At 70.4% G+C, this 21704-nt stretch carries 22 protein-coding genes; 9 read left to right on the top strand and 13 right to left on the bottom strand.

Features of this window, described 5'->3' with window-relative positions; all coding sequences use genetic code 11:
- Nucleotides 1-193: 193 nt before the first annotated feature.
- Together AC0ZLC_RS04270 and AC0ZLC_RS04265 are read right to left on the bottom strand one after the other, a co-directional pair.
- Nucleotides 194-742, bottom strand: a complete 549-nt coding sequence (locus AC0ZLC_RS04270; protein WP_476750508.1) for a DUF1062 domain-containing protein — start codon at nt 740-742, stop codon at nt 194-196.
- 186 nt (nt 743-928) lie between these two features.
- Entirely contained in the window at nt 929-1510 is a 582-nt protein-coding gene (locus AC0ZLC_RS04265; RefSeq protein WP_476750507.1) for a helix-turn-helix domain-containing protein, read from the bottom strand.
- Between the two features lie 97 nt (nt 1511-1607).
- Here AC0ZLC_RS04265 and AC0ZLC_RS04260 point away from each other — a divergent pair, with 97 nt between their 5' ends.
- A complete protein-coding gene (locus AC0ZLC_RS04260; RefSeq protein WP_476750506.1) occupies nt 1608-1790 on the top strand; it encodes a hypothetical protein in 183 nt (60 codons plus the stop codon).
- A gap of 66 nt (nt 1791-1856) precedes the next feature.
- A complete protein-coding gene (locus AC0ZLC_RS04255; RefSeq protein WP_476750505.1) occupies nt 1857-2123 on the top strand; it encodes a putative antibiotic biosynthesis monooxygenase in 267 nt (88 codons plus the stop codon).
- Between the two features lie 378 nt (nt 2124-2501).
- Here AC0ZLC_RS04255 and AC0ZLC_RS04250 read toward each other — a convergent pair whose 3' ends face one another.
- Together AC0ZLC_RS04250 and AC0ZLC_RS04245 are read right to left on the bottom strand one after the other, a co-directional pair.
- Complete coding sequence (locus tag AC0ZLC_RS04250; protein ID WP_476750504.1) at nt 2502-2942, bottom strand: ATP-binding protein; 441 nt, start codon at nt 2940-2942, stop codon at nt 2502-2504.
- Nucleotides 2943-3268: 326 nt separating this feature from the next.
- Entirely contained in the window at nt 3269-3457 is a 189-nt protein-coding gene (locus AC0ZLC_RS04245) for a hypothetical protein (RefSeq protein ID WP_476750736.1), read from the bottom strand.
- Nucleotides 3458-3790: 333 nt separating this feature from the next.
- Here AC0ZLC_RS04245 and AC0ZLC_RS04240 point away from each other — a divergent pair, with 333 nt between their 5' ends.
- Nucleotides 3791-4366: a TerD family protein gene (locus AC0ZLC_RS04240; RefSeq protein WP_476750503.1), complete on the top strand. Its 576-nt coding sequence runs from the start codon at nt 3791-3793 to the stop codon at nt 4364-4366.
- Between the two features lie 99 nt (nt 4367-4465).
- Here the strand turns inward: AC0ZLC_RS04240 and AC0ZLC_RS04235 are convergent, their stop codons facing one another.
- Nucleotides 4466-6448, bottom strand: coding sequence for an amino acid transporter (locus AC0ZLC_RS04235; RefSeq protein ID WP_476750502.1), 1983 nt, complete (start codon nt 6446-6448; stop codon nt 4466-4468).
- Nucleotides 6449-6893: 445 nt separating this feature from the next.
- Between AC0ZLC_RS04235 and AC0ZLC_RS04230 the strand changes: the two genes are divergently transcribed.
- The 3 genes from AC0ZLC_RS04230 (at nt 6894) to AC0ZLC_RS04220 (ending at nt 9391) form a co-directional block, all read left to right on the top strand.
- The gene (locus AC0ZLC_RS04230; protein ID WP_476750501.1) at nt 6894-7388 is read left to right on the top strand and encodes a peptidylprolyl isomerase; all 495 of its coding nucleotides are present in this window, start codon (nt 6894-6896) and stop codon (nt 7386-7388) included.
- A 266-nt stretch (nt 7389-7654) separates the two neighbouring features.
- On the top strand, nt 7655-8770 hold the full coding sequence (locus AC0ZLC_RS04225) for an AI-2E family transporter (RefSeq protein WP_476750500.1): 1116 nt from the start codon (nt 7655-7657) through the stop codon (nt 8768-8770).
- A 90-nt stretch (nt 8771-8860) separates the two neighbouring features.
- Nucleotides 8861-9391 carry a hypothetical protein gene (locus AC0ZLC_RS04220; RefSeq protein WP_476750499.1) on the top strand — a complete coding sequence of 177 codons (531 nt, stop codon included), beginning with the start codon at nt 8861-8863 and terminating at the stop codon, nt 9389-9391.
- A gap of 48 nt (nt 9392-9439) precedes the next feature.
- Here the strand turns inward: AC0ZLC_RS04220 and AC0ZLC_RS04215 are convergent, their stop codons facing one another.
- The gene (locus tag AC0ZLC_RS04215) at nt 9440-10138 is read right to left on the bottom strand and encodes a class I SAM-dependent methyltransferase (protein WP_476750498.1); all 699 of its coding nucleotides are present in this window, start codon (nt 10136-10138) and stop codon (nt 9440-9442) included.
- Between the two features lie 166 nt (nt 10139-10304).
- Here AC0ZLC_RS04215 and AC0ZLC_RS04210 point away from each other — a divergent pair, with 166 nt between their 5' ends.
- Both AC0ZLC_RS04210 and AC0ZLC_RS04205 read left to right on the top strand, forming a co-directional pair.
- Nucleotides 10305-11312, top strand: a complete 1008-nt coding sequence (locus tag AC0ZLC_RS04210; protein WP_476750497.1) for a phosphotransferase — start codon at nt 10305-10307, stop codon at nt 11310-11312.
- A gap of 118 nt (nt 11313-11430) precedes the next feature.
- The gene (locus AC0ZLC_RS04205; RefSeq protein WP_476750496.1) at nt 11431-11856 is read left to right on the top strand and encodes an SRPBCC family protein; all 426 of its coding nucleotides are present in this window, start codon (nt 11431-11433) and stop codon (nt 11854-11856) included.
- A 2-nt stretch (nt 11857-11858) separates the two neighbouring features.
- On the opposite strand, the gene AC0ZLC_RS04200 is transcribed toward AC0ZLC_RS04205, so the two are convergent.
- The 4 genes from AC0ZLC_RS04200 to kdpF all read right to left on the bottom strand — a co-directional run bounded on the left by AC0ZLC_RS04200 (nt 11859) and on the right by kdpF (nt 16463).
- Nucleotides 11859-12527: a potassium-transporting ATPase subunit C gene (locus AC0ZLC_RS04200; protein ID WP_476750495.1), complete on the bottom strand. Its 669-nt coding sequence runs from the start codon at nt 12525-12527 to the stop codon at nt 11859-11861.
- Nucleotides 12528-12532: 5 nt separating this feature from the next.
- Nucleotides 12533-14626 (bottom strand): potassium-transporting ATPase subunit KdpB, encoded by a 2094-nt coding sequence (gene kdpB, locus AC0ZLC_RS04195; protein WP_476750735.1) that lies wholly within the window; start codon nt 14624-14626, stop codon nt 12533-12535.
- A gap of 71 nt (nt 14627-14697) precedes the next feature.
- On the bottom strand, nt 14698-16365 hold the full coding sequence (kdpA, locus tag AC0ZLC_RS04190) for a potassium-transporting ATPase subunit KdpA (RefSeq protein WP_476750494.1): 1668 nt from the start codon (nt 16363-16365) through the stop codon (nt 14698-14700).
- Nucleotides 16366-16373: 8 nt separating this feature from the next.
- Nucleotides 16374-16463 (bottom strand): K(+)-transporting ATPase subunit F, encoded by a 90-nt coding sequence (kdpF, locus tag AC0ZLC_RS04185; RefSeq protein ID WP_416982221.1) that lies wholly within the window; start codon nt 16461-16463, stop codon nt 16374-16376.
- 299 nt (nt 16464-16762) lie between these two features.
- On the opposite strand from kdpF, the gene AC0ZLC_RS04180 reads away from it, so the two are divergent.
- Nucleotides 16763-17140, top strand: a complete 378-nt coding sequence (locus AC0ZLC_RS04180; RefSeq protein WP_476750493.1) for a hypothetical protein — start codon at nt 16763-16765, stop codon at nt 17138-17140.
- A gap of 40 nt (nt 17141-17180) precedes the next feature.
- On the opposite strand, the gene AC0ZLC_RS04175 is transcribed toward AC0ZLC_RS04180, so the two are convergent.
- From AC0ZLC_RS04175 to AC0ZLC_RS04165, 3 genes are all read right to left on the bottom strand, one after another.
- Nucleotides 17181-18842, bottom strand: coding sequence for a glycoside hydrolase family 13 protein (locus AC0ZLC_RS04175; RefSeq protein ID WP_476750492.1), 1662 nt, complete (start codon nt 18840-18842; stop codon nt 17181-17183).
- Nucleotides 18843-18967: 125 nt separating this feature from the next.
- A complete protein-coding gene (locus AC0ZLC_RS04170) occupies nt 18968-20668 on the bottom strand; it encodes an alpha-amylase family protein (protein ID WP_476750491.1) in 1701 nt (566 codons plus the stop codon).
- Nucleotides 20659-21663, bottom strand: coding sequence for a TIGR03885 family FMN-dependent LLM class oxidoreductase (locus AC0ZLC_RS04165; protein WP_476750490.1), 1005 nt, complete (start codon nt 21661-21663; stop codon nt 20659-20661). The genes AC0ZLC_RS04170 and AC0ZLC_RS04165 overlap by 10 nt, the downstream gene beginning before the upstream one ends.
- Nucleotides 21664-21704: the final 41 nt, after the last annotated feature.

Below are 21704 nucleotides of genomic sequence, written 5' to 3'. Positions count from 1 at the left end.
GGCGGCAGAGGGTAGGCGGTAGGCGGTGTCGGTCACGATGCCGTCATCGAGGACAGGTCGCAGCCGTCCTCGATGACGGTGATCGGCACGTGCACGGCCGCCCCGACCGGACGGTACCGGCCATCGGCGGTACCGGCCGGTCGGGGGGCGCTCCACCTGTGCCACCGCAGGACCTTCAAGTCCCGGTGAGGGCTCAGCGTTTGAGCGTGAACGTGAAGTCGTCGGAGAGCTTGCCGCTCAGGCGGACCGCCGAAACGAGCTTCCCTTCCGTGAGGAGTCTTTCGACCTCGGCCCGCGAGAGGCCGCACCCTTCGGCGATCAGTCGGGCCGGCCGGACAGGGATCCGCACCGCGAAGCGGACCGAAACGTCGATCACCTCACGGTCCGGGTGATCCGATCCTCCGGTTTCGAGGCGCCAGGCGTTGTCCCAGTCGAGGGCGATGCGACTGCGACGCCGTATGTCCGGGTCCTGGAGCAACTCGGCTGCCAGGACAGGGTCGTTGGTGTGCAGCCGGTCGAGCAGTTCGGACCGTACGGAGCGCACGTTCACGCGCTCCAGGACCGTGAGCTTCGCGGTTTCACCGCAGGCGGTACAGAGCACGAGGAGCCAGGCGTCGATGCGCTTGTGATGTGCGTTGACGCGGAACTTGCCGTCCGCCCGGAAGCGTTCGGACGCGCACGCGTGGCAACGACGGAGAACGAGCGGCAGGCAGGTGGGTATGACCACCCAGTTTTCGAGCACAGAAGTACACCGGTTTCAGTGAGAAGTCCGCAGCAAAAAGGAGCGCGGCGCGCATGCGCGACGCGCGACGATTCATCGCTCGGGAGGTCTCACAGGGTGTACAACGGGGCGTCCTTGCTCAGACGACGTGGTTCGCCAGCACGGTAGTGGCGCGGGGCGGCGGCGCTCCACCGGTTTTCGGGCGCGTCAGCGGGGCCGGGTACGTACGCGTATGTGCTCGCCCCGGTGGTCGAAGAGGCTGAGGATCTCCACGGGGTGTCCGCCGGTGCTGCCGAACCAGTGCGGGAGCCGGGTGTCGAACTGGGCGGCCTCGCCGGGGCCGAGCACCAGGTCGTGAGAGCCCAGGACGAGGCGCAACCGCCCGGAGAGGACGTACAGCCACTCGTAGCCCGCGTGCACCCGGAGGTCCGGCTCCCGGACAGTCACCGGGATGATCACCTTCCAGGCTTCCCGGGCAGTGGACTGCCGCGCCAGCGGCAGCGCGGTGCGGCTGCCGACCCGGTGGCGGAGGCCCGGGCCCACCCGGGGACCGTCGCCGTCCGGGGCAGCGACGAGTTCGTCAAGTGACACCCGGTACGCCCGCGCGAGGGGCAGCAGCAGTTCCAGACTCGGGCGACGTCGGCCGGTCTCCAGGCGGGACAGGGTGCTCCTGGAGATGCCGGTGACCTCGGCCAGCGCCGTCAGGGTGACTCCCCGCCGGGCACGCAGGCGTCTGAGCCGCGGGGCGACGTCGGCCAGGACTGAGGCGACAGGGGACAGGGGTTCCACGTACTCATTGCACCGCCCTGTTCGCCGGAACAGCAAACTTGTCCCGGAAACAGCAACAAAAGTGGGACGGGGTCCTCCCGGCACGCAACCTGGCGGCATGACAGAAAATGGCCACACCGAAGCCGGCGGGTCCACCGCCACGGTCGACGACTCCGACTCGACGAGCGGTGACGTCCCGCGCGCCCCCGGGGACCACAGCGCCCGACTCCCGGCACTCTCACCGGAGATGGAACGGCAGGTCACCGAAGCCGTCCTCGGCGACCGCCGGCACGGCTTGTGAAACCGCACCCGCGCGTCGACCCCGTCCCTCCGCACCTTCCCGTCAGCCAGTGAGGATCAACCCGACATGAGCGAGTACTCCCCCACCCGACCGGCCCCGCGCGTCGGCCCACCGCCCAGACATCACATGGCGCTGATGATCTGGCTGGCCGTCTTCCCCACCCTCACCGTGCTGCAACTGCTGCTGCGCGGTCTCGGCCTGCTCGACGGAGCGCCGTTGATCCTGCGCACCCTGGTCCTGGCCACCGTAGCGGTGCCGATCGTCATCTACGGTCTCCTGCCGCCGCTGCAACGGCTGCGTACGCGGCTGATCAGCCGCCGGGCCCGCACCTGACGGCACCTGGCCCGCCGGGACCCGCGCGACCGGGCGCGGCGCCCGGGTGACGACGCGCCGGGGACGGCCGCGGCGGCCGGCTCCGGGCCGCTCCGAGCGCGCGGACCGGTCTGTCTCCCCGCGACAGGTTTCGGTCACAACACTGTTGTGTGGCCGAATGCAGTGCCATGCTGGGATCGCGGTGATCCTCCCCCTCCGGGGCGGAAACCACCTGGTCCTGTCCGTGCCCGGTTGTCCGGACGGGACCGCGCCGTCCCTCCCGCGCCCTCCCCACGGGAGGGCCGACGCGTGCCCACGGCCCACCGTGCAGGCCGCCCGGCCGTGCCGGCCTCGTACGCTCGGGCCGCCCCGGTCGGCCGCCCATGTCCGGACTCGCCACTACGGGCGTGCGCGGGGCTTTCCTTCGGCCTCGTCCGACAGGGCGAGGCGAGCGGTGATGCGCTTGCCGACCGGCTCCCGCTCGACCTCGAAGCCGGACGTGACGGCCATGACGATCTCCAGACCGTGCTGTCCGACCCGGCCGGGGTCGGCGTCCCGGGCCTCCGGAAGATGCGGATCGCTGTCCCACACGGTCACCTCCACCGCGGAATCGACGATGCGCAGTTCCAGCAGCACGGGCCCGGGGGCGTACTTGCGGGCGTTGGTGACCAGTTCGCTGACCACCAGCTGGGTCAGGTCCATCGCCCGCGCTGACACCGGGATGCCCTGTTCGGCCTGGACGCCGGTGAGAAATGCGGCCGCGAAACGTCGGGCCTCGGCGATGCAGGCGCCATCACCTTCGAGAGCGACGGAGGTCTTGGTCGGTAGGGAAGCCGGCATCCCGCCTCCGCCTTCCTCGCTGCCGGAACCTGACTGCACCAGATCCACCTTCGTTCCCCCGTTCACGCGCGCGCCTACCCCACGCTCCCCCACCCATGCATCGCGGTCTTTCGTCCGGGCCCGGCACGGGCGCTGGACGCGCAGGGCCGGCTTCGCCCGGCCGCTCCCCCGGAGGGTGCGCTGCGGGTCATGCGGATCGTCGGCCTCGACGCGGTCGTCCCCTGCTACGCCGCTCTCCGCCGGGCCCTCGACGCCTGAACGGACTGCCGTCACGCTGCCGTGCGCGGGCGTCGAGCCCGCGCAGGCGTACGCGGGCGGCGGGCCGGTCAGAACAGCTGTTCCTGGTCGACGGGCGCGGACCGGCGCCGGGCACGACGTCCGGAGTTCCGGACCGGTGTCTCGTTGCCGAAGAGGGGCTCGGTGCCGTACTCGTCCGGTTCGGCCGGCACTACGGTGGGGCCCGTGCCGATGCTCAGCCGCAGCGGGGCGTCCCGGTCGAAGTCTCCCGGCGTCATAGCCGTCCAGTCGCGGTCCTGACGCTGTTCCCTCACCGACACTCCTCTGTTCCCGCCGGCCGTTGCCCGGGCCGGATGCCGTCCGGCCCCGCCCCACTTCGCGCGCTGGGCGGTCCCCGAGCCGTGGTCCGAGGGCCTGTTCACACCACCCTCCCCGGTTACCCCCGCTCCTCGCCGCCCTCACCCGCCAATGATCAACGCTTCCATGGGGATTGCCGGTACCGCAACCGGACGGCTCCGCCGACCGGCCGGAGGCCGGCCCGTGTAGATTTCGTGCGGGTCCGCTCATTCCGGTGCGGGTGCCCAACTGGCCCTGACGCGGAGGAGAACAGCGTGGGAGTTTCCCTGTCCAAAGGTGGCAACGTATCGCTCAGCAAGGAGGCGCCGGGCCTGACGGCGGTCCTCGTCGGTCTGGGCTGGGACGTGCGGACCACCACCGGCGCAGACTTCGACCTCGACGCGTCCGCGCTCCTGGTGGACTCTGCGGGCAAGGTCCTCTCCGACCAGCACTTCGTCTTCTACAACAACCTGAAGAGCCCGGACGGTTCGGTGGAGCACACCGGTGACAACCTCACCGGTGAGGGCGAGGGCGACGACGAGTCCATCAAGGTGGACCTCGCCGCCGTACCCGCCGGTGTCGACAAGATCGTCTTCCCGGTCTCGATCCACGACGCCGACAGCCGAGGCCAGAGCTTCGGCCAGATCCGCAACGCGTTCATACGTGTCGTCAATCAGGCGGGCGGTCAGGAGCTCGCGCGCTACGACCTGTCCGAGGACGCCTCCACCGAGACCGCGATGGTCTTCGGGGAGCTGTACCGGCACGGCGCCGAATGGAAGTTCCGTGCGGTGGGCCAGGGTTACGCCTCCGGCCTGTCCGGCATCGCCTCGGACTTCGGCGTCAACGTCTGACGCTCCCCCTGTTCCCCCGCCGCCGCCCGCGCCCCCTCACTCAGGGGGCCGGGCGGCGGCTGCGTTCCCCGCTTCGTCCGTGCGTCCGGCCGCGCCGCGTCAGCCGCCCACGTGGATGCCGGGACGGCGGTCGGGGTCGGGTTCGTGGCTGCGGATGATCTCGCGGGTGACGGGAGCCGTGTCGCCGCGGCCGAGCAGGAAGTAGCGGAACATGTGCCGCAGGGGGCTTCCCTCGGCCCAGGCGAAGTAGCAGTGCGGCTGGACACCGGTGGCGTTGCGGAGGGCGAGCAGGATCGCGGCGATGGCGTTCGGGGCGGCGGGGGCCTCGGCGCGCAGGACCCGGTAGCCGTCGACCTCCACTCCGTGTACGGAGAGGGTCTCGCTGAAGTCGGACGGATCCACCACGTCGATCTCGAGGAACAACACGTCGGCGGGGCCCGGCACCGGGTTGGTGCCTCGCTGCTCGCGTTCCTTGTACGCGTACTCGGCGCTGTCGCCGGCCTGGCGCCGGTTGGCGATGATGTTGATGGAGTTGTCGTGGGCGAGGGTGTCGGTGATGAACCGGCGGGCTCCCTCGTCGAAGACGATCCGGTCGGCGCGCAGTTCGGTGGTGCGCGAGACCCGGGAGATGAGCGACACGAGGATGATCCCGGCAATGAAGAATCCGGAGATGGCGATCCCGTCCGGCTTGTCGACGATGTTCGCCACCAGGGCGTAGAACAGCACCGCGGTCAGCAGTGCGAAGCCCGTCCCCGCCGCACGCCGGCCGCTGCGCACGACCGAGATCGTGACGGCGAACGCGCCGGAGACCATCATCGCCAGGATGCCGGTGGCGTACGCGCCGGCCTGCGCGTCGACGTCGGCGTCGAAGGCGATGGTGATGGCGACGCAGAGGGCGGTGTAGACGATCACGACGGGGCGCACGGCACGGCCCCACTCCGGAGCCATCCCGTAGTCCGGCAGATACCTGGGCACGATGTTGACCAGTCCGGCCATCGCGGACGCGCCGGCGAACCACAGGATCAGGATGGTGCTGATGTCGTAGGCGGTGCCGAACACCTCGCCGACCTTCTCGTGCGCGAGCCAGGCCAGTGCGCGTCCGTTGGCCTCGCCGCCGGACTCGAACTCCTTGTGCGGAATGAGGACGGTGGTCACGAAGCTCGCGGCCAGCAGGTAGACACTCATGATCAGGGCGGCGGTGGTCAGCAGCCGGCGCGTGTTGCGGATCCGTGACTGCAGCTGCTGCTCGGGGTCGTCGCCCTTCGCGGCCACGAGGGGCATCATGCTCACGCCGGTCTCGAAACCGGAGAGGCCGAGGACCAGCAGCGGAAACGCCAGCACGGCGGGCCCGACCAGATCGCCGAAGCCGCCTCCGCCGTCGCCGAGGGCGTCGGTCCACGCCGAGAACGCGCCCGGTGTCGTGAAGACGTCCACCACACCGACCCCGATGATCACGGCGTTGAGCACCAGGAAGACACCTACGAGCGGGATGGCCACCTTCACCGCTTCACTGAACCCGAGGAGGAACACCCCGCCGAGAAGCAGCAGAAGGGTCACGGTGAGGCCGACCTCGTGGCCGTGCAGAGCCTGCGGGAAGAAGGGGTTCTCCACCACGTGGACGGAGGCGTCCGCGGTGGACAGGGTGATCGTGATGATCCACGACGTGGCCACGAAGCCGAGCAGGACCAGCACGAAGAGCTTGCCCCACCAGAACGGCAGCAGGTCCTCCAGCATCGCCACCGAGCCGGCGCCGTGCGGGCTCTCCCGTGCGACGCGGCGGTACATCGGCAGCATGCCCACCAGGGTCAAGGCCACGATCAGCAGCGTCGCCAGCGGCGAGACGGCGCCCGCGGCGAGAGCGGCGATGGCCGGGACGTAGGCCAGGCTGGAGAAGTAGTCGACCCCGGTCAGGCACATCACCTTCCACCAGGACTGCGGATGGGTGTGCCCCTCGCCGGCCGCGGGGCCCACGGGCTGCACCCGGTGGCGCAGCATCCACCGCGCCAGGCCTCCGGTCGGCTGGGCCCGCAGCGCGGGGCTCTCGACCTCTTCCGGCACGGCCGGTTCGTTCGGCACGTTCATGTCCCCCATCGGTCCTTTCTCCTGCTGACGTCGGCGCACCCGTCGCAGTCACCGGCACGGGCGGACGATCACCGAGTATGCGGCCTCCGGCACGATTGGTCCGCACCGGGGCGGCCCACCGCCCCGGTATGCCGACCGCAGCCTTCTTCCCCCGTCACCCGGATCTCACCGCACCGGCCGCACGACTGCGGGGCCGCGGGATCCAGGACGAACAAGGGCGCCTTGGGTCGCGGCATGGGACCTGCCTGTGCTCGCGGTTCAAGGACAGCCCTTCCGACTGTCCCATTCGGCCTGGTACCGCGCATTTCGCCCACCATGACCACGCCTCGCGCCAGGCACAAAGGCGCCTTTCGACGACCGTGATCATGCGGGAAAGGGTGAGAGGAGCGCGACAGCTGCCGGGAATCGGTCGGTTCCGCGCCGCGATGGTGTGATCATGGTGGGTATGACCACAGACAACGTGTTCTTCGACATCGAGATCGGCGGCCAGCCGGCCGGGCGCATCGTCTTCAAGCTGTACGACGACGTCGTGCCCGAGACGGCGCGCAACTTCCGTGAGCTCGCCACCGGCGAGCACGGCTTCGGCTACGAGGGATCGCAGTTCCACCGCATCATTCCGCAGTTCATGCTTCAGGGAGGTGACTTCACCCGGGGTGACGGTACGGGCGGCAAGAGCATCTACGGCAAGACGTTCAACGACGAGAACTTCCAGCTCAAGCACACCAAGCCCGGCCTGCTGAGCATGGCCAACGCGGGCCGCAACACCAACGGCTCGCAGTTCTTCATCACCACCATCGTCACCGACTGGCTCGACGGCAAGCACGTCGTGTTCGGTGAGGTGGTCGAGGGCTTCGACCTCGTGAAGAAGATCGAGGGTCACGGCTCCTCCAGCGGCACCCCCAACACGACGGTCAAGATCGCCAAGTCCGGGACCGTCTGAGCCTTCCCCGCCGGTCCGCCGCTTCGGCAGGCGGACCGACCGGACTCGGACTCCTCGTTCCGGACCCGCGAAGACGCCCCCTGTCGGTTTCCCACCGGCGGGGGGCGCGCGCGTTCGGCGGGGCGCGTCGTGTTCGCGGGGCGCGTCGTGTTCGGCGGGGTGCGCTCTCAGAAAAACTGACGGACGGTCAGCCGAGGGTCTCCCCTGGTCGCTGATGACCAACGGTGTCGGCGAGGTGCGAGAGCCGTACCCATAGGGTGACCCCCATGTCTGCCACGTTGAGTTCCACGAAAACGCGCGCCGCCCTCCGTACATCGGCACATGCCTCCGCCGAGTTCCTGCTGGTCCTCGTCATGGCGGCGGTGGTGCTCTGGTTGCTGGGCCGCATGTGGTCGGTCGTCTGGCCCCTCATAGTCGGCCTCTTCATCACCACCCTGACCTGGCCCCTGACGCGTTTCCTGCGCAACCGCGGCTTGCGCCCCGCTCTCGCCGCGTCCATCGTCACCGTCCTGTTCCTCGCGGTCGCCGCGGGCACCGTCGCGCTGATCGCGGTGCCGGTGGCGTCCCAGTCCGGCGATCTGACGGACGGGGTGGTCGACGGCGTGGAGAAGTTGCGGGAGTGGGCCGCGGGGCCGCCGCTGAACATCGGCGACGATCAGATCACCGGTGCCTCCGACGCCGCGGTGGAGCGCATCCGCAACAGTGCGGGAAGCATGGTCACGGCCGTCTTCACCGGGCTGAGCACCGTGGTCAACGGTGTGGTGACCGCCGTCCTGGCCGTCTTCCTCATGTTCTTCTTCCTGAAGGACGGCCCGCGGTTCCTGCCCTGGCTGACCCGTCAGCTGCCCGGCCGGCTCGCCACCGACGTCCCGACCGTGGCCGCTCGCGCCTGGGACACCCTGGGCGCGTTCGTGCGGTCGCAGGCGCTCGTGGGCCTGCTGGACGCCGTCCTCATCGGCATCGGGCTCTGGATACTGGGCGTGCCGCTGGTGCTTCCGCTGGCGGTGCTGACCTTCGTCTCCGCGTTCGTGCCGATCGTGGGCGCGCTGTTCGCCGGTTTCGTGGCGGTGCTCATCGCGCTGGTGTCCAACGGCCTGACGGACGCGCTGATCGTGCTGGCGATCATCGTCGTGGTGCAGCAGCTCGAGGGCAATGTGTTCCAGCCCATCATCCAGAGCCGCGGGCTCGGTCTGCATGCCGCGGTGGTCCTGCTCGCGGTCACCCTGGGCGGCAGCCTGGCCGGCGTCGTCGGCAGCCTCCTCGCCGTTCCGGTCGCCGCGCTGCTCGCCGTGGTCTGGAACTACGTGCGTGAGCAACTCTCCGACGCACCGCGGGAACCGGGGGCCGACGACGCGCAGGCCGACGCGGTCGTCGCGTCGTAGGAGTCGGACGCGGGCGGCTGCCGGGACGCCACACGCGACAAGCGCGGGGGCGGTTTTGAACACGTTCAAGTGAGGGCGTACTGTCCTGCCATGAGCGACAGAGCGTCCCTGTTGAAGGGCATCCGCACGTGGCTGGCCGTCTTCGTCGTCTGCCTCATGCTGAGCGGCGCCACGGCCTTCCCCCTGGTGCACGAACTGCGCTGGACGGAGGACCTGTTGCGGGCGCTGTCCGTTCCCGAGCACCTTCCGGCGCTGACGGACTGGATCGGGCGGGTACGCCAGGGGCTCGACGCCACCGACGCCGAGTACCCCTTCGTCCTGTACGGCACCGACTGGCTGGCCTTCGCGCACCTCGTCATCGCGGTCGCGTTCTACGGTCCCTACCGCGACCCCGTGCGCAACATCTGGGTCGTCGAGTTCGGGATGATCGCCTGCGCGGGAATCGTCCCCCTCGCGCTGATCTGCGGGCCGGTCCGGGGGATCCCCTTCTGGTGGACGCTCATCGACATCTCGTTCGGGGTCTTCGGGGTGATCCCGCTGTACGCCGTGCACCGGAAGATCAAGCGGCTGGAGGCTCTCATGCCGCCGGCGCAGCCCGGGACTTCGGCCGTCGCCGTCTGACACGGTCGCGCTGCCGTACCGGGCTCACGGTCGCGTCGACGTACCCGCTCACGGCCGGGCGGACGGAGTCTCGCCAGGACGCCGGCAGTGCACGAAGAGGTGCGGTTCGGGGGTGGCCTCGGGGTGCGCGGGGGTGAACATCAGGCTCTCCTCCGTCAGCACCTCCAGGCCCGCCTCCCCGACCATGGCGGTGAAGTCGGAAGCGGCGAAGCTCGTCGCCCGTACGGGCTGCCCCATGAACACGACCTCGACGTCCTCCACGTCCACCGGCACGGTGGCGAGTACCAGGTCGCCGCCGGGCCTCAAGACCCGCGTCAGCCGCCGCACCAGCGCGGACTGCTCGCGGCGGGACATCTGCAACAGCGCGAAGTACACGCAGACCGCATCGAACGACGCTTCGCCGAGCGGCACTTCGCGGATGTCCTCGCACCGGAACGCGGCGCGCGGCACCTGGCGGGTGGCGATGTCCACCATGACCGGGGAGACGTCGACGCCCAGCACGTCGTGGCCCGCCGCGGCCAGCGTCCAGGCGGTGGGCCGGCCGGTGCCGCTCCCCACGTCCAGCACGCGGCTGCCGGGACGCAGTCGGGCGAGCAGCCGCTCCAGCGACACCCGGTGCGGCTCCGATCCGGCGAACGCCTTCTCGTAGTCCGCTCCCAACGCGTCGAAGACCGCGGCCGCCCGCGGCTCCCGCTGTTCGTCGGTCACTGTGCGCCCTCCGGTTCGCGGTGTGCTGGTGCAGTGCATCCTCGCACCGCGGCAGGCGGCTCACAACGATGCCGTGCGGAGCCGTTTCGCCCACGACCGTTCCAGGACCGCGCGGCGGGGACACACCCGCCACGGCCCGGTGCGGTGCGGTGCGCCGGACAGAAAACCGGTGGCACCCGGCCCGGGACGCTGCTGGGATGGCACGATGCGCTACGAGGTGTCAGCGGTCGTGGACCGGGGGCAGTACCCGGACACGGTGACTCCGTGGGAGCAGGGGGCCTGGCGGACGGCGGCCCTCGACTGGGTGGGGGACGAACTCGCCGCACGCGGCCTGCGGACCCAGGGGCACCCGAGGGTGCGGCTGCGGCCGTGGTCCGTCCTCGTGCGGGTGCCCGTGGCGGGGCACGACGCCGTCTGGTTCAAGGCGAGTCCGCCGGCCGGCGCCTTCGAGGGCCGGCTGACGGCGGCACTGGCCGACTGGGTCCCGGACCACGTGCTGCGGCCTCTGGCCGTCGACGGTGAGCGCGGCTGGTCACTGCTGCCCGACGGAGGAGAGCTGTTCAGGGAGGTGCTCGACCGGGAGGGGGCCGGCCTCCCGGCGTGGGAGGACTTCCTGCGCCAGTACGCCGTCATGCAGCGCGCGCTCGTCCAGCGCACCGGACAGCTCGAACGGCTGGGCGTGCCCAGCGCGCGCACCACGGATCTGCCCGAGGTCTTCGGCCGGCTCGTCGCGACGAACCCCGCGCTGCGGCCGGACGAGCGCCGTCGGCTCGACGGACTTCACCCGCGCCTCGCCGAGTGGTGCGCCGAACTCGCGGCGGCCGGGGTCGCCGACTCCCTCGACCACGCGGACCTGCACGACGGCCAGCTGTTCACCCCGGAACGGGGACGGTTCATCGTCTTCGACTGGGGCGACGCCGCCGTCTCCCACCCCTTCTGCAGTCTGCCGGTCGCCGTTCGAAGCGCCTGCGCACGGTACGGACCTGAAGTGCTGCCGCGGCTTCGCGACGCCTACCTGGAGCCCTGGACGGGCGCGGGCCGGACGGCGGCCGACCTGCGGCGCGCCCTGCGTACGGCGTGGCGGCTGAGCGCTCTCGGGCGCGCCTGCTCGTACACCCGTCTGTTCCCCGCCCCGGCCGGTGCCCCCGGCCTCCCCGGCGCTGCCGAGAGTGCCCACTGGCTGCTGGAACTCCTCAGCGAGCCACCGCTGTAGGCGCCGGCGGCTGCTGCCCCGGGTCGCGGCGTCACCGTGTGAGGCCTCCCCGCGCGGGTAGCAGGGCGCTACAGATCCCGTGAGGCCGCAGTCCGGGCGGCCGAGAAAGAGGTGCCGCATGTCCGCATCCCTGGTGGAAACCGTCGACATCGAAGCCCCCGTGGCCATCACCTGGGCACTCTGGAGCGACGTGACCAGGTGGCCGGCCTTCCTCAGCCACGTACGCATCGTGGAGCCGCTCGACGAACGGCGCTTCGCCTGGCAGCTGTCGTTGCCGGGAGCGGACAAGAACTTCGTCGCCGAGCTCACCGAGGTGATCCCCGAGGAGCGGATCGCCTGGCGGACCACGAACGGCGTCCACCACGCGGGCGTCGTCACCTTCCACCGGCTCGGCGACACGTCGAGCAGGGTGACCCTGCAGATCGAGTACGACCCGAAGGGCTTCGTGGAGCACATCGGAGCGCTCACCAATCTGGACTCGGCGCTCGCGAACTACGACCTCGGGGAGTTCCAGAAGCTCGCCGAGACCGCAGCCGCGAGCTGACGTCAGCGCTTCGCCGTCAGCGTCCTCAGCGCGATGTTGAGTGCGAGGACGTTGACCCGCGGCTCTCCCATGAAGCCCAGGGTGCGGCCCTCGGTGTGCTCGTCGACCAACTCCCGTACCCGGGCGACGGAGAGGTCGTTCCGCTCGGCGACGCGGCGCACCTGGAGTCGGGCGTAGTCCGGCGAGATGTCCGGGTCCAGGCCCGAACCGGAGGACGTCACCGCGTCGGCGGGCACGTCGGACTTCTCGACCGGGTGGCCGGGCACCGAGTTGTCCTCGACGACGGCCTTCTTGGCGGCCGTCACCCAGTCGATCAGCTCCTTGTTGTCGCCGGAGCGGTTGGTGGCGCCGGACAGGATCAGCCGGTAACGCGTGTTGACGCTGTTGGTGCCGAGCCCGTTCCGCGGGCGGCCCTGGAACCACTTCAGGTCGGGCTGAGGCACCTCCTGGCCCTTCTTCGGCGGCAGGTCGTAGGCCTGGCCGATGAGGTACGAGCCGACGACCCTGCCGTCCGCCCTGATCTCCGAGCCGTTCGCGCGGCCGGGGAACAGCCCTTGGGCGACGCCCGTCAGTGCGAGCGGGTAGAGGACTCCCGTCATGACGCTGAGCACCAGGAGGGCCCGCAGGGAGGCCCACAGCAGGCGGGCGGAGTGGGTGACGGAGTTGTTCATGACGATCAGCCGATTCCTGGAATGAGGGAGACGAGCAGGTCGATGAGCTTGATGCCGGCGAAGGGCGCGACCAGCCCGCCCAGACCGTAGATGCCGAGGTTGCGCCGCAGCAGTCTGTCGGCGCTCAGCGGCCGGTACCGCACACCCCGCAGGGCGAGCGGGACGAGCGCGATGATGATCAGCGCGTTGAACACGACCGCGGACAGGATCGCGGAGTCGGGCGAGGACAGCCGCATGATGTTCAGCCGGTCCAGGCCTGGGTGAACCACCGCGAACAGCGCCGGGATGATCGCGAAGTACTTCGCCACGTCGTTGGCGATGGAGAACGTCGTCAACGCGCCCCGGGTGATGAGGAGTTGCTTGCCGATTCCGACGATCTCGATGAGCTTGGTCGGGTCGGAGTCCAGGTCCACCATGTTCCCGGCCTCCTTGGCGGCGGAGGTGCCGGTGTTCATGGCCACGCCGACGTCGGCCTGGGCGAGCGCGGGCGCGTCGTTCGTGCCGTCGCCGGTCATCGCGACGAGTTTGCCGCCCGCCTGCTCCCGTTTGATGAGTGCCATCTTGTCCTCGGGAGTCGCCTCGGCGAGGAAGTCGTCGACGCCCGCCTCGTCCGCGATCGCCCTGGCCGTCAGCGGGTTGTCCCCCGTGATCATGACGGTCCTGATGCCCATGCGGCGCAGTTCGTCGAACCGCTCGCGCATGCCTTCCTTGACGACGTCCTTGAGATGGACGACGCCCAGCACCCGGGCACCGTCCGCGTCCTCGACGGCGACGAGCAGCGGTGTGCCACCCGCTTCGGCGATCCCGTCGGCCAGCGTTTCGGCGTCCCCCGTCGCCTCTCCCCCGCGTTCGCGGACCCAGGCGAGGACCGAACCGGCCGCGCCCTTGCGGACCTTGCGCCCGTCGACGTCCACGCCCGACATGCGGGTCTGCGCGGTGAACTCGATCCATTCGGCGTGGCCCAGTTCCCCCTGGTGGCGCGCCCGCAGCCCGTACCGCTCCTTCGCCAGTACGACGACGGAGCGCCCCTCGGGCGTCTCGTCGGCCAGTGAGGAGAGCTGGGCGGCGTCGGCGAGCTGCGCCTCGGTGACGCCGTTCACCGGCACGAACTCCGACGCCCGGCGGTTGCCCAGTGTGATGGTGCCGGTCTTGTCCAGCAGCAGCGTCGACACGTCACCGGCCGCCTCGACGGCACGGCCCGACATGGCGAGGACGTTCCGCTGGACCAGCCGGTCCATGCCCGCGATGCCGATCGCGGACAGCAGCGCGCCGATGGTGGTCGGGATCAGACAGACCAGCAGAGCCACCAGCACGACCATCGTGAGGTGCGTGCCGGCGTGGTCGGCGAGCGGCGGCAGGGTCGCCACCGCGAGCAGGAAGACGACGGTGAGCGAGGCGAGTAGGATGTTCAGCGCGACCTCGTTGGGTGTCTTCTGCCGCGCCGCCCCCTCGACCAGGCTGATCATCCGGTCGATGAAGGTCTCCCCGGGCTTCGTCGTGATCCTGACCACGATCCGGTCGGACAGCACCCGGGTCCCGCCGGTGACGGCACTGCGGTCGCCGCCGGACTCGCGGATGACCGGCGCGGACTCCCCCGTGATCGCGGACTCGTCCACGGACGCCACGCCCTCGACGACGTCACCGTCGCCGGGGACGACGTCGCCCGCCTCGCACACGACCAGGTCTCCGACGCGCAGCGCCGTACCGGGGACGGACTGCTCCGTCGGACCGTTCAGCCGCCTGGCCACCGTGTCGGTCTTCGCCCTGCGCAGCGTGTCGGCCTGCGCCTTGCCGCGGCCCTCGGCGACCGCCTCCGCCAGGTTGGCGAAGACCACGGTCAGCCAGAGCCAGGCGCTGATCGTCCAGCCGAACCAGTCCCCCGGGTTCTGGAAGGAGAACACCGTGGTGAGCACCGAGCCGACCAGGACCACGAACATCACGGGCGACGTCACCATCACTCGCGGGTCTAGCTTGCGGAAGGCGTCCGGCAGTGACCTGAGCAGCTGTCGGGGGTCGAACGGGCCGGTGCCGACGCGTCGTTCGTCCTGGCCGGCCGGCACGTCGCTGTGCGGGGCCCGGGCCGGGGTGGCTGTGGACATCGCGTCCTCTTGGTGCTCGGTACGGGTGTTGTCGGCCGGGTTCCCGGTACGGGTCCTGTCCGTGCGGGTGTTCATGACGCCAGCCCCTCGGCCAGCGGGCCCAGCGCGAGGGCCGGGAAGTAGGTCAGGCCGGTGATGATGAGGATCGCGCCGACCAGAAGGCCCGTGAACAGCGGTTTCTCGGTGCGCAGGGTGCCCGCCGTCGCCGGGACCGGCTGTTGCTCGGCGAGTGAACCGGCCAGGGCGAGGACGAACACCATCGGCAGGAAGCGCCCGAGGAGCATGGCCAGGCCGATCGTGGTGTTGAACCACTGCGTGTCCGCGTTCAGACCGGCGAAGGCCGAGCCGTTGTTGTTGGCGCCCGAGGTGTAGGCGTACAGGATCTCGGAGAAGCCGTGCGCGCCCGAGTTGGTCATCGAGTCGCCGGGGGTCGGCAGGGCCATGGCGGCGGCGGTGAATCCCAGCACCAGCGCCGGGGTGACGAGGATGTAGCAGGCCGCGAACTTGATCTGGCGGGTGCCGATCTTCCTGCCGAGGTACTCGGGTGTACGGCCGACCATGAGGCCCGCGATGAACACCGTGATGACAGCCATGACCAGCATGCCGTACAGGCCCGAGCCGGTGCCGCCGGGCGCGATCTCGCCGAGCTGCATGCCCAGCATGGTGATGCCGCCGCCGAGCCCGGTGAACGAGGAGTGGAAGGAGTCCACCGCGCCCGTCGAGGTCAGCGTCGTGGACACCGCGAAGATCGACGAGGCGCCGACCCCGATGCGGGTCTCCTTGCCCTCCATCGCGCCGCCGGCGAGGTCGAACGCCGTTCCGTGGTGCTGGAATTCGGTCCACATCATCAGGGCGGTGAAGCCCGCCCAGATGGTGGTCATCGTCGCGAGGATGGCGTAGCCCTGCCGGACCGATCCGACCATGACGCCGAAGGTGCGGGTCAGCGCGACCGGGATCACCAGCAGCAGGAAGATCTCGAAGAGGTTGGTGAACGGGGTCGGGTTCTCGAAGGGGTGGGCTGAGTTGGCGTTGAAGTAGCCGCCGCCGTTCGTCCCGAGTTCCTTGATGGCCTCCTGCGAGGCGACCGCGCCGCCGTTCCACTGCTGCGAGCCGCCCGTGAACTGCCCGACCTCGTGGATGCCGGAGAAGTTCTGGATGACCCCGCACGCCACCAGCACGAGCGCGGCGATCACCGCGCCGGGCAACAGGATGCGTACGACGCCCCGCACCAGGTCGGACCAGAAGTTGCCGAGCTCACCCGTACGGGACCGTCGGGTGAAACCGCGCACGAGGGCAACGGCGACCGCGATGCCGACGGCCGCGGAGACGAAGTTCTGCACGGCGAGGCCCGCCGTCTGCACGACGTGTCCCATGGCCTGTTCGCCGTAGTAGGACTGCCAGTTGGTGTTCGTGACGAAGGACGCGGCGGTGTTGAAGGCCTGGTCCGGGTCGATGGACCGGAAGCCGAGGGAGCCGGGCAGATGTCCCTGGACCCGCTGCAGCAGATACAGCAGGAGCACGCCGGCCACGGAGAAGGCCAGTACGCCGCGCAGGTACGCGGGCCAGCGCATCTCGGTGTCCGGGTCGGCACCGATGGCCTTGTAGATCCACTTCTCGGCGCGCAGGTGCCGGTCGGAGGAGTACACCCGGGCCATGTAGGTGCCGAGGGGGATGTGGACGAGCGCAAGTGCCGCTGTCAGGGCGAGCAGTTGGAGCACGCCGGCGAGGACGGGACTCATGGTGCTTCTCAGAACCTCTCGGGGAATATCAGCGCGAGAAGGAGATAGCCCAGCAGGGCGACGGCCACGACGAGGCCGACGACGTTCTCGGCGGTCACAGCCTGGTCACCCCCTTGGCGACGAGAGCCACCAGCGCGAACACCGCGAGCGTGGTGACGACGAAGACCAGATCGGCCATCGCGAGCTCCTGAATGAGGTTCGGATCGAACGGACAGTTGCAGCAAACCGCCTCGGTGACCGGAAACGGACGCCGTTGACGCCTCTCTTACGGCGGCCGGTCCGTCCTTGACGGATCTCTTACGCCACCGTCCGTTCGTGATCGTGTCTGCCCACGACCCGTCGACATCGCGGGCATGACCATGGCGGTGCTGGGCACCCGGAGGCCGAAGGCTTAGCGGTGAGCAGACTGAAGGGGGAGGACGTGTTGCTGTCCCACACGATCGAGGGCGGAGTTCTGGTGATCAGGCTGCGCTCGGATCTGGACACCGACGAACGCGCGGCACTCGCGCTGGCCATCAGCGACCTCGTGCACACCTACCGGCAGTACCCGGTGGTGATCACGCTCGACGGCCAGGCGGCCACCAGCGCCGCCGTCAGCGCCGTCATCAGGGCACATCACATGTGCAACCACCTCGGCGTCGTCATGTCCGTCGCCACCGACAGCGCACCGGCACGGCGGCTGCTGGAGGCGAACGGCGACACCGGAGGCACCCGGATGGTCATCCACGCGCGCGTCGACACGGCCATCACGGCGGCGTTCGCAGCGGCCGCCTGACCCGGGTTCCGGCAGCGGCGTCCGAGTCGGCGCCCCCGTGTCAGTCCGTCAGCCACACCGCCGTGTCGGACGGGAGGCGGCCGTCCTCCAGGGGGCCGCTGGCCAGGAGCACGGTGCCGTGGGCGGGGAGGTCCGCCGGCGCCGCGGAGAAGTTGACGACGCAGCGGAAACCGGGCTCGCGGCGGAAGTCGAGCAGCCCGTCGTCGGGGGCACTCCGCCAGGAGAGCGTCCCGTCTCCCAGAGCGGGCTCCGCGCGGCGGATGCGCAGTGCCTCGCGGTACAGCTCCAGCATGGAGGAGGGATCTCCCTCCTCGGCCGCGACGGTCAGTGCCTTCCACGCCTCCGGCTGCGGGAGCCACGTCCCCGAACCACCGGCTTCGGGTCCGAAGCCGAACGGCGGGGTGTCCCCGCTCCACGGCAGGGGGACACGGCAGCCGTCGCGGCCCCGGTCGGTGTGCCCGGAGCGGAGCCAGGTGGGGTCCTGGAGCAGTTCCTCGGGGAGGTCCTCGACCTCCCACAGGCCCAGTTCCTCGCCCTGGTAGAGGTAGGCGCTGCCGGGCAGGGCGAGGGTGAGCAGTGCGGCGGCGCGGGCGCGCTTCGTGCCCAGGTCCAGGTCCGCGGGGTCCGTGAGGTCGGACAGCGAACGCAGCGGCCCGTCGGGCTGGGGGCGCGCGTAGCGGGAGACGTGCCGGGCCACGTCGTGGTTGGAGAGCACCCAGGTGGCGGGGGCGGCGACCTCGCCCAGTGCCTCCAGGGACCGGTCGATCACGTGTCGCAGTCGCTCCGGGCGCCACGGCGTCATCAGGTAGTCGAAGTTGAAGGCGGTGTGGAGTTCGTCGGGGCGCACGTAGCGCGCCAGCCGTTCGGGCGCGCCCGTCCACGCCTCGGCGACGAAGACGCGGGGGTCGGCGTAGCTGTCGGCGATGGCCCGCCAGCCCTGGAAGATCGCGTGCACCTCCTCGCGGTCCCAGTGCGGGTGGTCCTCGCGGCGGGCGCCTTCGAGCAGCTTGCCGTCCAGTGAGCCGAGGTCGGGCAGGCCGGGAGCCTTGACCAGGCCGTGGGCGACATCGATACGCACCCCGTCCACGCCCCGGTCGAACCAGAAGCGCAGCACCGACTCGAACTCGGCGCGGACCTCCGGGTTGTCCCAGTTCAGGTCGGGCTGCTCGGGGGCGAACAGGTGCAGGTACCACGGGCCGGGCGAGCCGTCGGGCTCGGTGATCCGCGTCCAGGCGGACCCGCCGAACACGCTGCGCCAGTCGTTGGGCGGCTCCTCGCCCTCCGGACCGCGGCCGGGGCGGAAGATGTACCGCTCCCGGGCCGCGGAGCCGGACCCCTCGGCCAGCGCCTGGCGGAACCAGGCGTGGGCGGTGGAGGTGTGGTTGGGCACGATGTCGATGATCAGGCGCAGACCGTGCCCGTGTACCTCGTCGAGCAGGGCCTGCGCGTCGTCGAGCGTGCCGAAGAGCGGGTCGATGTCCCGGTAGTCGGCGACGTCGTACCCTCCGTCGGCCATCGGGGACGGATACCAGGGAGTGATCCACAAAGCGTCGACGCCCAGCCCGGCGAGGTGGGGCAGACGCTGTCGCAGTCCGGTGATGTCACCGGTCCCGTCGCCGTTCCCGTCGGCGAAACTGCGCAGGTACACCTGGTAGATGACGGCGTCGCGCCACCAGGAGGTGCGGGTACGGGCTGAGTCCACCGGCTTCTCCCTGTGCTGGGCTGTACGTATGGCCTGGTCGTGCCGTGCCCTCGAACCCCCGGTCGGCGCGGGCGGCCGCCGGGAGCCCTGGGGTCACCCCAGGAGACTTCCCGGCGGGCTCGGTGTCAGTCGGTCGCGACCCTTTCGGGGTCGTCCGCGGAGGTACCGAGGCGCAGCCACCGGTACCCGTAGGCGGGCAGTTCGACCCTGAGCAGCCCGTCCTCGGCCACCGTGAGCCCCTTGTGCCCCTCGTCGAGGAGGTCGGTCAGCCTGTCCCCGGGGCCGGTTTCGGGCAGCCTCAGCCCTACGGTGGCCGGCTCGCCCGCGAAGTTGTGCACGGCCAGGACCTTCCCATCGGTGGTGCAGCCGAGGTGCGCAAGGACGGCGCGCTCCCCCGTCTCCACGAGGCTGTGGTCGCCCCAGGCCAGCTCGGGAGCCTCCCGGTAGCGCTCGGCGAACAGCCGGATGCGGCTCAGCAGCGAGCCGGGGTCGCGGCTCTGCTCGTACACGTTCACCTGCTGCGGTCCGAACGCGCCCTCGACGAGCGGATTGGGGAAGGCGTCCTGTTCGGCGGTGGAGAAACCGGCACCGGTCTCCGGTGTCCATTGCATGGGCGTCCGTACGGCCTGGCGTCCTTCGGCGGCCAGATTCTCGCCCATGCCGATCTCCTCGCCGTAGAACAGCACGGGAGTGCCCGGCAGGGTGAACAGCAGGCTGTAGGCGAGTTCGATGCGTCGGCGGTCGCCGTCGACCATGGGCGGCAGCCTGCGGCGCAGTCCGCGGTCGTACAGCTGCATGTCCTTGTCGGGGCCGAAGGCCGCGAAGACCTCGGCGCGTTCGTCGTCGCTCAGCTTGTCGAGGGTGAGTTCGTCGTGGTTGCGCACGAACGTGGCCCACTGGGCGTCGCGCGGGGCGGCGGGTCGGTCCCCCAGCGCGGCGGCCAGCGGGCCCGCGTCCTCGCGGGCCATCGACAGGTACATCTGCTGCATCCCGACGAAGTCGAAGCACATGGTGAGTTCGTCGCCGCGGTCGGAGGCCGGGTCGCCGAAGAAGCGGGTGAGCCCGTCGTACGGCAGATTGACCTCACCCAGCAGCACGGCCTCACCGTTGCGGCGGCCGAGGAAGGCGCGCAGGTCGGCGAGGTACTCGTGCGGGTCGGGCAGCTTCCCGGCGTCGTCCTGCCCGTCCGTCTCCAGCAGGAAGGGCACGGCGTCGACGCGGAAGCCGGACAGGCCGAGCTGCGTCCAGAACGCCATGACGCGGGCTATCTCGTCGCGCACCGCGGGGTTGGCGACGTTGAGGTCGGGCTGCTGCTTGTAGAAGCGGTGCAGGTAGTACTGGCCGCTGCCTTCGTCGTACTCCCACAGGCTGTCCTCCGCATCGGGGAAAACCACGCCCTCAGGACCGTCCTCGGGGGGCTCGTCCTGCCAGACGTACCAGTCGCGGTGCGCGGAGTCCCGGCTGGAGCGGGCGTCCTTGAACCAGGGGTGGTCCTCTGAGGTGTGGTTCACGACGAGGTCGGCGATGACGCGGATGCCCCGGTCGCGCGCGGTGCGGACGAACTCGGTGAAGTCGCCGAGGGTGCCGAGGCGGGGGTCGACACCGTAGAAGTCCGTGATGTCGTAGCCGTCGTCGCGCTCCCGCGTCGGGTAGAAGGGCATCAGCCAGACGCAGGTCACGCCGAGGCGCACCAGGTGGTCGACGCGCTGGGTGAGACCCGCGAAGTCGCCGATCCCGTCCCCGTTGCCGTCCTGGTACGTCTCGACGTCCAGGCAGTAGACCACCGCGTTCTTCCACCACAGGTCGGACGTGCGGGTCAGACGCATCGGTACTCCTTCGCGGTGGCGGGAAGGGGGCGGGTGACGTCGAGCCGCGGCAGCACCTCGGCCGCGAACGCGTCGATGAAGGGGCCCTGTTCGCGGCCCACGTGGTGCAGCATCACGGTGTCGAAACCGAGTTCGGCGTACTCCTGGAGCCAGGCGGTGTGCCGGCCCAGGTCGGACGAGACGTTGACCGTGCGGGCGACCTGTTCGGGGGTGACGTGCTCACTGACGATGTCGAAGAGTTCCGGGGAGTCCAGGTCCCAACTGACCGGGGGCGCATGGACGTTGCTGCGCCACTGGTCGTGCGCCAGCGCGAGGGCCTCGTCCTCGTCGGGCGCCCAGCTCAGGTGCACCTGGAGGTGCAGCGGGCCGCGGCCGCCGGCGTCGCGGTACGCGCCGGTGATCTCCCGCAGTTTCTCCCGTGGCGCGTTGACGGTGATCAGGCCGTCCGCCCATTCGGCGCACCAGGCCGCGGTGGCGGTGCTGCACGCGGCGCCGATCAGCGGCGGCACGACGGGCGGCCGGGTCCACAGCCGGGCCCGGTCCACGGTCACCAGGCCGTCGTGGCTGACCTCCTCCCCGTGCAGCAGGGCGCGGATGACGTCGACGCACTCCCGCAGCCGTGCGTTGCGGATGTCCTTGCGGGGCCAGCCGGTGCCCGTGATGTGCTCGTTGGAGGCCTCACCGCTGCCGAGCGCCACCCAGAACCTGCCCGGGTACATCGACGCGAGGCTGGCGACGGCCTGGGCGATGATCGCCGGGTGGTAGCGCTGGCCGGGGGCGTTCACCACGCCGAACGGCATCTGTTCGGTGGCCTGGAGGGCGGCGCCGAGCCACGACCAGGCGAATCCGGACTCACCCTGGCGGATGCTCCACGGTGAGAAGTGGTCCGAGCACATGGCGGCGGTGAATCCCGCCCGTTCGGCGTGCACCACGGCGTCGAGCAGATCCGCGGGCGGGATCTGTTCGTGCGAGGCGTGCAGTCCATAAACAGTCATGCCGAGCGGGTACCCCCGGGATCGCCGCTCAGCGGGACCAA

Source organism: Streptomyces sp. GLSS-08 (assembly GCF_056387915.1).
The sequence above is the reverse complement of the archived record's forward strand: the minus strand, read 5'-3'. Positions and strand labels throughout refer to the sequence as shown.

Coding starts and splice junctions, on each gene's coding strand:
- AC0ZLC_RS04165 (WP_476750490.1), bottom strand. CDS start 21,663: ATGACTGTTTATGGACTGCACGCCTCGCACGAACAGATCCCGCCCGCG.
- AC0ZLC_RS04230 (WP_476750501.1), top strand. CDS start 6,894: ATGACCACAGACAACGTGTTCTTCGACATCGAGATCGGCGGCCAGCCG.
- AC0ZLC_RS04260 (WP_476750506.1), top strand. CDS start 1,608: ATGACAGAAAATGGCCACACCGAAGCCGGCGGGTCCACCGCCACGGTC.
- kdpA (WP_476750494.1), bottom strand. CDS start 16,365: ATGAGTCCCGTCCTCGCCGGCGTGCTCCAACTGCTCGCCCTGACAGCG.
- AC0ZLC_RS04170 (WP_476750491.1), bottom strand. CDS start 20,668: ATGCGTCTGACCCGCACGTCCGACCTGTGGTGGAAGAACGCGGTGGTC.
- AC0ZLC_RS04235 (WP_476750502.1), bottom strand. CDS start 6,448: ATGAACGTGCCGAACGAACCGGCCGTGCCGGAAGAGGTCGAGAGCCCC.
- AC0ZLC_RS04210 (WP_476750497.1), top strand. CDS start 10,305: ATGCGCTACGAGGTGTCAGCGGTCGTGGACCGGGGGCAGTACCCGGAC.
- AC0ZLC_RS04200 (WP_476750495.1), bottom strand. CDS start 12,527: ATGAACAACTCCGTCACCCACTCCGCCCGCCTGCTGTGGGCCTCCCTG.
- AC0ZLC_RS04205 (WP_476750496.1), top strand. CDS start 11,431: ATGTCCGCATCCCTGGTGGAAACCGTCGACATCGAAGCCCCCGTGGCC.
- AC0ZLC_RS04225 (WP_476750500.1), top strand. CDS start 7,655: ATGTCTGCCACGTTGAGTTCCACGAAAACGCGCGCCGCCCTCCGTACA.
- AC0ZLC_RS04255 (WP_476750505.1), top strand. CDS start 1,857: ATGAGCGAGTACTCCCCCACCCGACCGGCCCCGCGCGTCGGCCCACCG.
- AC0ZLC_RS04250 (WP_476750504.1), bottom strand. CDS start 2,942: ATGCCGGCTTCCCTACCGACCAAGACCTCCGTCGCTCTCGAAGGTGAT.
- AC0ZLC_RS04220 (WP_476750499.1), top strand. CDS start 8,861: ATGAGCGACAGAGCGTCCCTGTTGAAGGGCATCCGCACGTGGCTGGCC.
- AC0ZLC_RS04245 (WP_476750736.1), bottom strand. CDS start 3,457: ATGACGCCGGGAGACTTCGACCGGGACGCCCCGCTGCGGCTGAGCATC.
- kdpB (WP_476750735.1), bottom strand. CDS start 14,626: ATGTCCACAGCCACCCCGGCCCGGGCCCCGCACAGCGACGTGCCGGCC.
- AC0ZLC_RS04215 (WP_476750498.1), bottom strand. CDS start 10,138: ATGCACTGCACCAGCACACCGCGAACCGGAGGGCGCACAGTGACCGAC.